The organism is Nonomuraea sp. NPDC050691 (assembly GCF_040654455.1).
In the GTDB taxonomy this organism is placed as follows: domain Bacteria; phylum Actinomycetota; class Actinomycetes; order Streptosporangiales; family Streptosporangiaceae; genus Nonomuraea.
Genome location: NZ_JBFAIA010000042.1, coordinates 42379 through 50933 on the forward strand (window position 1 = coordinate 42379; position 8555 = coordinate 50933).

The window sequence follows — 8555 nt, forward strand, 5'->3', positions numbered from 1 at the left end:
CCGGTCGTCGATGTGAGGCGGCTGGCCGCCGTGCCGAGCGACCCGACATCCGGGCCCCCTGGCGAGGCGCGGCGACCGAGATGACCGGCCGGGCTGCACCACTGGTCTGGGGACTCCTAAGGACAGCCTTGATCAACCATGTGTGGATGACGCGACTGGACGACGCGCTGTACTCAGGACTCGACGACGGGCCCGGAAGCGGACTCGGAAGCGGGCTTGGCGACCCGGGCGGAGTCGAGAAGAGCCCTGAGGTCTCCGGCCTCGGGAGCGCCGAGCCTGGAGAAGATGTCGAAGGCCTGCCGTAGGCAGTCGGTGCTGCGCGCGGTGCTGCCGAGGCCCCTGAGCGCCCTGCCGAGCACGGTCAGCGACAGCGCCTCGCCGTACGGATGGCCGATCTCCCGGGACACGACGAGCGCCTGCTCCGCGTGGCGCACCGCCTCCGGGTAGCGCTTGGCCGCGATGAACGTCTCCGCCAGCCGCGAGCACACCCGCTGCTCCCACACGCGCTGCTTGCTGGCCCGGAAGAACGCCAGGCACTCGGCGTGGTGGTGGACGGCCTCGGTGAGGCGGCCGACGCGGGACAGCACGATGCCGAGGTGGTAGCGGGCGCGGGCGGTGCCGGCGCCGCTGCCGATCTCGGTGAAGATGGCCAGCCCCTTCTCGGCGGCGGCGATCGCGTCCTCCGGCCGGTTGAGGCCGAGGTGGTCGCGCGCGGAGTAGCTGAGCACCAGCGCCTCGCCGGCGGGCACGCCGTTCTCCCGGTACCAGCCCATGGCCGAGTCGAACCACGACAGCGCCTCGGTGTGGCGCCGCTGCCGGCCGACGACCACGGCGAGGGCGTTCTTGACCTCGCCGGTGACGATCTTCTCGCCGCGCGCGACGGACAGCTCGTGGACGATCCTGAACTGCTCCTCGGCCTCCGTCAGCCGGTTGCCGGCGAACAGCACCCGGCCGAGCACGTAGCGGGCGCGCAGCTCGCTCCCGGCGGCGCCGATGCGCAGCGCCGCGGCCAGCACCGCCCGGGTGCCGTGGTCGAACTCGCGGGTGTGGGTGCCCGACTCCATCAACGGCTCCATGGCCACCAGCAGGTCGGCCGCCGGCAGGAGCTCCTCGGCCGTGAGCGAGTCGGTGGCGGCCTGGTTGATCGCGGCGAAGAGCGAGTCGCCCTCGGCGATCAGCCACGCCACGGCCTCGTCGGCGGCGCCGAACGTCCGGCCCGTGCCGACCGCCGCGAGATTGTCGGCGATCAGGCTGCCCTCGTAGGCCAGCCGGTGCGCCGACTGCGCGGAGGCCAGGTAGAAGCCGAGCAGCCGGCGCAGCGCGAGCGTCTTGGCCTGCTGCGACTCGGTCTTGTGCAGGATGCGCCGGGCGAAGAGCTTGAGCAGGTCGTGGAAGCGGTAGCGGCCCGGCGCGGGCGCCTCGAGCAGGCTCGTGTCGACCAGCGACTCCAGCAGGTCCTCGGCCTCGAACGCGCTCATCTCCAGCACCGCGGCGGCGGCCCCGGCCGAGATGTCGGGGCCGTTGGGCAGCGACAGCAGCCGGAACCCGCGCTGCTGGGCCGGGTCGAGCTGGCCGTAGCCGAGGGCGAAGGTGGCCTCCACGGCGAGGTTGCCGACGCGCAGCTCGTCGAGGCGGCGCTGCTCGTCGGCCAGCCGCGGCACGAGCGAGGCCACCGTCCAGGACGGCCGCGCGGCCAGCCGCGCCGCGAGGATGCGCACGGCCAGCGGCAGGAACCCGCAGGCGGCCACCACGTCCATGGCGGCCCCGTGCTCGGCGGCGACGCGCTCCGGCCCGGCGACGGACGAGAACAGCGACAGCGCCTCGTCGGGCTCCATCACGTCGAGGTCGAACAGCCGGGCCGAGGGCAGGTCGGCCAGCTTGACCCGGCTCGTGACGATGGCGGCGCAGCCGGGGGAGCCCGGCAGCAGCGGGATGACCTGTGCGGCGTCGCGGGCGTTGTCGAGCAGGACGAGGATGCGCCGGTCGGCCAGCAGCGAGCGGAACAGCGCCGACCGCTCGGCCGGCACCTCGGGGATCACGTCGGGCGGGATGCCGAGCGCCCGCAGGAACGCGCCCAGGGCCGACTCGGGCGCGGTCGCCTCGCCGGTGTAGCCGCGCAGGTCGGCGTAGAGCTGCCCGTCGGGGAAGAGGTCGTCGGCGGCGTGGGCCACGTGGACGGCCAGCGTGGTCTTGCCGACGCCGCCGATGCCGCAGATCACCGCCACCGGGACGCCCTCGGCCGCCGACGGCGACGACAGCAGGCCGCGCAGCCGCCCGGCGATCTCCTTGCGGCCGGTGAAGTCGCTCACCGCGGCCGGAAGCTGGGCCGGGCGGGGCAGCTCGGGGGCCTGCTCCTCCTCGGCCGGCTCCGGCTCCTCGGCGGCCTCGGGGCCGATCGCGGGGGTGACCACGACGGGCGCGGCGGCGAGGCCCGGGTCGGCGGCCAGGATCCGCTGGTGCAGGGAGGACAGGTCGGGGCCGGGCTCGATGCCCAGCTCGTCGATCAGCGCCAGGCGCGTCTCGGTGAAGACGGCCAGCGCGTCGCCCTGCCGCCCGCACCGGTACAAAGCCAGCATGAGCTGCGCGCGCAGCCGCTCGCGCAGCGGGTGCTCGGCGGTGAGCGCGATCAGCTCGGAGACCACGTCCGCGTGGCAGCCCAGCTCCAGGTCCACGTCCATGAGCGTCTCGACGACGCTGAGCCGGCGCTCGACGAGACGGTCGCGCTGGTGCTCGGCGTAGGGGCCGACGGCGCCGGCCAGCGGCTCGCCCTCGAACAGGGCGAGTGCGGCGCGCAGCGCCTCGGCCGCGGCGGAGGGCCGTCCGGCCTTGCGGGCCGCCTCTGCCTCGTGGACGCCGCGTTCGAAGCGGACCAGGTCGAGCGCCCCGTCGGGCAGACGCAACGCGTAGCCGCGGCCCACGGAGGTGAGGATCTCGGGACGGGACCGGGCGGGCCGGTCGGGTTCGAGGACCGTGCGCAGCCGGGAGACGTACGTGCGCAGGGCGCCGAGGGCCCGCGGGGGCGAGTCGTCCCCCCAGACGGCGTCGATCATCTCGGTGGGGGTCACCGCGCGGCCCTCGCGGAGCAGCAGCATCCCGAGAATGGAGCGCTGCAAGGGGGTGCCCAGGTCGAGTTCCTCGCCATCACGCCACGCGCGCACGGGACCGAGCACGGCGAACCGAAGGCCGCCTTCGACGCTCTGACCAGCCATGCGGTATGTCTCCAGGGCAATGGAACGATTTGTTACCAAATCATAGAGCGAACCTTGCCTAACACATAGGCATGCCCGTCCGCCGTAAATCTTCCCGTCCGAGGAGACGTTCCCCGGAAGAGGTGACGGGGGCCTTTCTCACGCGCGGGGAGTACGTTACCTCGCCGGGAATACGCCCGGCGTTTCGGGTGGAGGCGTTGATTCGGTGTTGATCGGGTGTTGAGCGACAGACCAGATGCTGAGGGTCAGTGAGGCGTGACCCCGAAACGCGGGGGCGGTCATGCCTCCCGTGTCTGGAATACCGGCCCCGCCTGATCATGCGGGCGGGGCCTGGACGGACATGGTTCCTAGGCGGCCTCCACCAGCCCGAGTCTTCGCGCCAGCCGCTCACGAACGGCCGGCCACTCAGAGTTCAGGATGGAATAGAACGCCGTATCTCGGACCGTGTCGTCGGCGCCTCGGCTTTCCGCTCGCCGCACCCCGTCGAAGTGTGCGCCGAGGGCCTCGATGGCGGCCCGGGATTTGACGTTGCGTACATCAGCCTTGAGCGTGATGCGGTGGACGTTCCAGACCTCGAAGGCGTGTGAGAGCAACAGGAACTTGCTCTCCCGGTTGGCACCCGTGCCCTGGGCGGACGCGCCCAGCCACGTGTAGCCGATGTCCGCCACGGACGGGATATCGCCCACCGCGCCCAGTGAGCCGGGAGGCCAGGGCATGGGGCCCTGCCAGTACTCCAGGTTCATGAGACGGGTGGCACCGATCAGGCGATCGGTGTGCAGCCACCGGATGGCGAAGGGCATCGTGCGGCCCCCCGCCTGCTCAGCCAGCGCGGCCTCCACATAGGAGACCATCTCGTCCCGGCCGTTCGGGACGCGAGTGAAGGCATACGTGGAGCGGTCTTCACTCGCCGCGGCGACGAGGTCGTCGACCGCCGCGGGGCTGAGAGGTTCCAGGCGCACGGAGCGCCCGGACAGGGTGACAAGAGCGGGCATGAGCACATGATGAGGGCTGACCGGGCCGGTTGTGACCAGGCAACGGCCACCTTCTTTCACGCTTCTTTCGCGGGTTTCGGATCATGTGCTGTTTGCCCAGGTCAGAGGGTTGATTCGGGGTTTCGGGCAGACCCTCTGGGCGAAGATTTCGCCTAACCGTGACATGCGGTCGGCACGAGGGCCGGCCGCCGTTCACGCACCGCTCCCGGACGGGCCTCGGCGAGCCCCGCGAGACCGTCCGACAGGTGGTCCAGCGCGGCCGAGATCCACGGCAGCGTGACCGGGTTCGAGGCGTTCAGGGCGGCCAGCCGCTGCTCGGCCGTCTCGCCGTACAGGAGGCTGACCGCGACCCGCACGCGGGCGGCTTCGGGGTCGTCGCCGAACGCGTGACCGGGCAGGACACCGATGCCGTGGTCGTCCAGCAGCCGGCGGGTCAGCGCCGCGGAGCCGCCGAGCCCAAGGTGGCCGAGGTCCGGATAAAGATAGAAGCCGCCCTGCGGGTCCGGCGTGCGGGCGCCGATCGCGGCGAAACGGGCGTGGACCGCGCGCGCCACCGCGCCGTGCAGCCGGCGGCTGAGCGCCACGCGCTCGGCCAGCTCCGGCGGCTCGGAGAAGGCGTACGCGGCGGCCTGCTGCACCGGCGCGGCCGGCGCCGACCAGATCTCGCTGGCCACCGCGAGCATCCTCTCGCGCAGGTCGTGCGCGCCCTCGGGCAGCCGCGTCACGCCGATCCGCCAGCCGCCCAGGGCGAGGCTCTTGCTCAGCCCGGTGGTGATGACGGTGCGCTCGGGCGCGAGGTCGGCGGGCGAGACGTAGGCAGGGGCGGGCTCGTGCAGCAGGTCGCGGTAGATCTCGTCCGAGATGATCACGAGGTCCAGCTCGCGGGCCACGTCCACCAGGCGGCCGATGGTCTCGGGGGTGGCGAGGCGGCCGGTCGGGTTGTCCGGCAACGTCACGAGGAGGGAGCCGACGGCGCGGCCCCGCGCCCGGGCCTGGCGCACCGCCTCGGCGACCCCCGCCGGGTCCGGCACGCCGCCCTCGCCGGCGGGCGGGGGCACCAGGAGCGGTCGGGAGCCGACCAGGTCGGCCTGCGCGGCATAGCTGACCCAGCTCGGCTTGGGCAGCACGATGTCGCCGCCGATCGCGAGGAGCAGGCCGTACAGGAGGGGCTTGCTGCCCGGCCCGCAGACGACCAGGCCGGGATCGGTGGGGAGCCCGCGCCGGGTCCAGTAACCCGCGGCGGCCGCGCGCAGCTCGGGGGCGCCGGCGACGGGGCCGTAGCCGTTGCGGCCGGACGCGGCCACCAGCCTGTCGCGCAGCGCCGGGTGGACGGGCAGACCTGCCTCGCCGAAGGCCAGGTGCAGCACGCGTTCCCCGGCGCGTCGTCTTCGTTCGATGTCTTCGTTGGCCGCCAGGGTGGCGGAGAGGGTAATGCTCATGTTTGTCACGTTCCCAGCCTGCTTGCAGTATTGCATCAGAACAAGCGAGGCTTTTCGTGGGTAGGCATAAGGAAGTTCGATGCTTGATTTGCGGCGGTTGATGTTGATCTGCGAGTTCGCGCGACGAGGCAGCATCGCCGCCACCGCCGCGTCGCTCGGCTACAGCGCCTCGGCGGTTTCCCAGCAGCTCGTCGCGCTGGAGCGGGAGACCGGCACGGCCCTGCTCGACCGCACCGCGCGCAGCGCCGAGCTCACCGACGCCGGCCGCCGTCTCGTGGCGCACGCCGAGCGCATCCTCGCCATGGCCGAGGAGGCCGAGTCGGACCTGTCCGCGCACGCGGGCACGCCCTCGGGACGCGTCGTGGTGACGGCCTTCCCGACGGCGGCCGTGGCGTTCGCCCCGGCGCTCGCCCGCTCGCTGCGCCGCCACACCGAGCTGACGCTGCGGCTGCGGCAGAGCAGGTCGGGCCGGGGCATGCGCGAGGTGCAGTCGGGCGAGGTGGACATCGCGCTGGTCGACGACTGGTACGGCCGCGTCCGCGACAGCGAGCACCTGCGCGTCTTCCCGCTGCTGAGCGACCCTCTCGTGCTGGTGGTGCCGCGCAAGCACCGGCTGGCCGACCCCGAGGTGCCGATCGACCTGCGCGAGCTGCGCGACGAGCCGTGGATGGCCACCCCGGACGGCGAGCCGTCGCGGCTGGCCGTGGACCGGCTCCTGTCCGACGTGGGCGGCACGCGGCCGACGCCCTGGGAGTTCGAGGGGCTGGGGACGATCCTGTCGCTGGTGGCCAAGGGGCTCGGCATCGCCGCCGTGCCGGCGCTCGCGCTCGCGGCGGGGGTGCGCGGGGTGGCGGTGCGGCAGTTCCCGGGCAACCCGGTGGGCCGCGAGGTCCACGCGGTCGCCCGCGGGTCGAGCGTCCACCGGCCGTCGGTGTCGGTGACGCTGCGGGCCGTCCACGTGGCGGCGCGCTACCTCACCGCCGACCTCGACCCGATCGGCCCCGCCGAGCGGTAGCGTGTTCGGCTATGGCGCCGACGTACGACATCGAGCACCTCCTGCTCTCCCAGCCCAGCGTCAGCACGGTGGCCGGCGTGGACGAGGTCGGCCGCGGCGCCTGGGCGGGGCCCGTGACCGTCTGCGCGGTCGTCACCGACCTGTCCGAGCCGCCCGCCGGGCTGACCGACTCCAAGCAGCTCACCCCCGCCCGGCGGGAGGCGCTCGCGGCCGAGGTGCGCTCGTGGGCCGCCGGCATCGGCTTCGGCGACGCCACGCACGAGGAGGTCGACGCGCTCGGCATGACCGAGGCGCTGCGCCGGGCCGCCCGCCGCGCCCTCGCCGCCCTCCCGGTACGGCCGGGCGCGGTCATCCTCGACGGCTCCCACGACTACATCGGCGCGCCCTGGCCGGTGCGCCTCGAGGTCAGGGGCGACGCGGCCAGCGTCTCGGTGGCCGCCGCGTCCGTGCTGGCCAAGGTCCGGCGCGACGCCCACATGGCGACGCTCGGCTGCGACGCCTACGGCTTCGCCGACAACGCCGGATACCCCTCGCCCGTCCACCAGGAGGCGCTGGCCCGGCTCGGGCCCACCGAGCACCACCGCATGTCGTGGTCCTACCTCGACGACCTGCCGCAGTGGCGCCATCTCAAGCGGCACCGGGATCCGGCGGCGAGCGAGGGTCAGGTCAGCCTGTTCGGTTAGGTTCGGTCGAGGAGGTCCGGTGCGCGTCGGCGTCTTCCTGGTGGCGGCCGGCTTCCCGGGGCGCGATCCGGGCCGGGTGCTGGCCGACACCGTCGAGCTGGTGGTGGCGGCCGAGGAGGCCGGGTTCGACGACGCCTGGGTCGCCGAGCATCACTTCATGACCTACGGGGTTTGCCCGTCGGCGGCCACGCTGGCCGCCGTGGCGATCGGGCGCACCTCGCGGATCGGCCTCGGGACCGCGGTGAGCGTGCTGTCCACCTGGCATCCTGTGGCGCTGGCCGAGCAGGCGGCCATGCTGCACCACCTGTCGGGCGGCCGGTTCACGCTGGGGGTGGGGCGGGGCGGGCCGTGGATGGACCTGGAGGTGTTCGGGACCGGGCTGGAGCGGTTCGAGCGGGGCTTCGGCGAGTCGCTGGACGTGCTGGTGCGGGCGCTGTCGGGCGGGCGGGTGTCGGCCGAGGGGGAGTTCTTCCGGTTCAGGGAGGTGGACCTGGTGCCCGCGGCCACGCTGCGGCCCGTGGTCGCCTGCACGTCGGAGGCGACGCTGGAGCTGGCGGCGCGGCGGGGGCTGCCGATGCTGCTCGGGATGCACGTGGACGACCGCGAGAAGGCGGCGGCCGTGGCGGCGTACCAGTCCTTCCAGAACGCGGCCCCTCAGGACGAGGCCCTTCGTGCCGGGCCGGACGGGCATTCGGGCGGGCATGTGGCGGCGGCCGTGGGGCATGTGGCCGACTCGACGCGGCAGGCCGTCCGGGAGCTCAAGGAGGCGATGCCGCGCTGGCTGGTCCCAGGTCTGGCCGGGTACGTGCCGGTGGACGGGCGGAGGCGGCCCGCGCGGGACGTGCCCGCGTACGTGGACTTCCTGACCCGCGTGCACCCCGTCGGGTCGGCGGACCGGTGCGCGGAGGCGATCCTCGGCACGGCCGAGGCCACGGGAGTGCGGCGGATCATCCTCATGGTCGAGGGGATCGGCGACCACCGCCGCGCCGTGGAGAACGTCCGCCGGCTCGGCGCCGAGGTGCTGCCCCGCGTCCGGAAGGCAGCGTCACCGCGATGAGACCCACCGCGATGAGACCCACCGCGATGAGACCCACCCCGATGAGACCCACCGCGATGAGACCCACCCCGATGAGACCCGACTCGACGGGACGCGCTGAGACGCGATGAGAGTGGCGGCGGTGGGAGCGGCGGCGGGCCGCGCGATCGCGCGGCCCGCC

The 8555-nt window shown here is 73.6% G+C and carries 6 protein-coding genes; 3 read left to right on the forward strand and 3 right to left on the reverse strand.

Features of this window, described 5'->3' with window-relative positions; all coding sequences use genetic code 11:
• Nucleotides 1-173: 173 nt before the first annotated feature.
• The 3 genes from AB0H81_RS18200 to AB0H81_RS18210 form a co-directional block, all read right to left on the reverse strand.
• Nucleotides 174-3209, reverse strand: a complete 3036-nt coding sequence (locus AB0H81_RS18200; protein WP_358375693.1) for a BTAD domain-containing putative transcriptional regulator — start codon at nt 3207-3209, stop codon at nt 174-176.
• 347 nt (nt 3210-3556) lie between these two features.
• Nucleotides 3557-4201 (reverse strand): GNAT family protein, encoded by a 645-nt coding sequence (locus AB0H81_RS18205; protein WP_358375695.1) that lies wholly within the window; start codon nt 4199-4201, stop codon nt 3557-3559.
• A gap of 152 nt (nt 4202-4353) precedes the next feature.
• Entirely contained in the window at nt 4354-5640 is a 1287-nt protein-coding gene (locus AB0H81_RS18210) for a pyridoxal phosphate-dependent aminotransferase (protein ID WP_358375696.1), read from the reverse strand.
• A 79-nt stretch (nt 5641-5719) separates the two neighbouring features.
• Between AB0H81_RS18210 and AB0H81_RS18215 the strand changes: the two genes are divergently transcribed.
• From AB0H81_RS18215 to AB0H81_RS18225, 3 genes are read left to right on the forward strand one after another with little or no spacing between them, the layout of a single operon-like run.
• Complete coding sequence (locus AB0H81_RS18215; RefSeq protein ID WP_358375698.1) at nt 5720-6655, forward strand: LysR family transcriptional regulator; 936 nt, start codon at nt 5720-5722, stop codon at nt 6653-6655.
• 11 nt (nt 6656-6666) lie between these two features.
• Nucleotides 6667-7338 carry a ribonuclease HII gene (locus tag AB0H81_RS18220; protein WP_358375700.1) on the forward strand — a complete coding sequence of 224 codons (672 nt, stop codon included), beginning with the start codon at nt 6667-6669 and terminating at the stop codon, nt 7336-7338.
• Between the two features lie 19 nt (nt 7339-7357).
• Nucleotides 7358-8395 carry an LLM class flavin-dependent oxidoreductase gene (locus AB0H81_RS18225; RefSeq protein ID WP_358375702.1) on the forward strand — a complete coding sequence of 346 codons (1038 nt, stop codon included), beginning with the start codon at nt 7358-7360 and terminating at the stop codon, nt 8393-8395.
• Nucleotides 8396-8555: the final 160 nt, after the last annotated feature.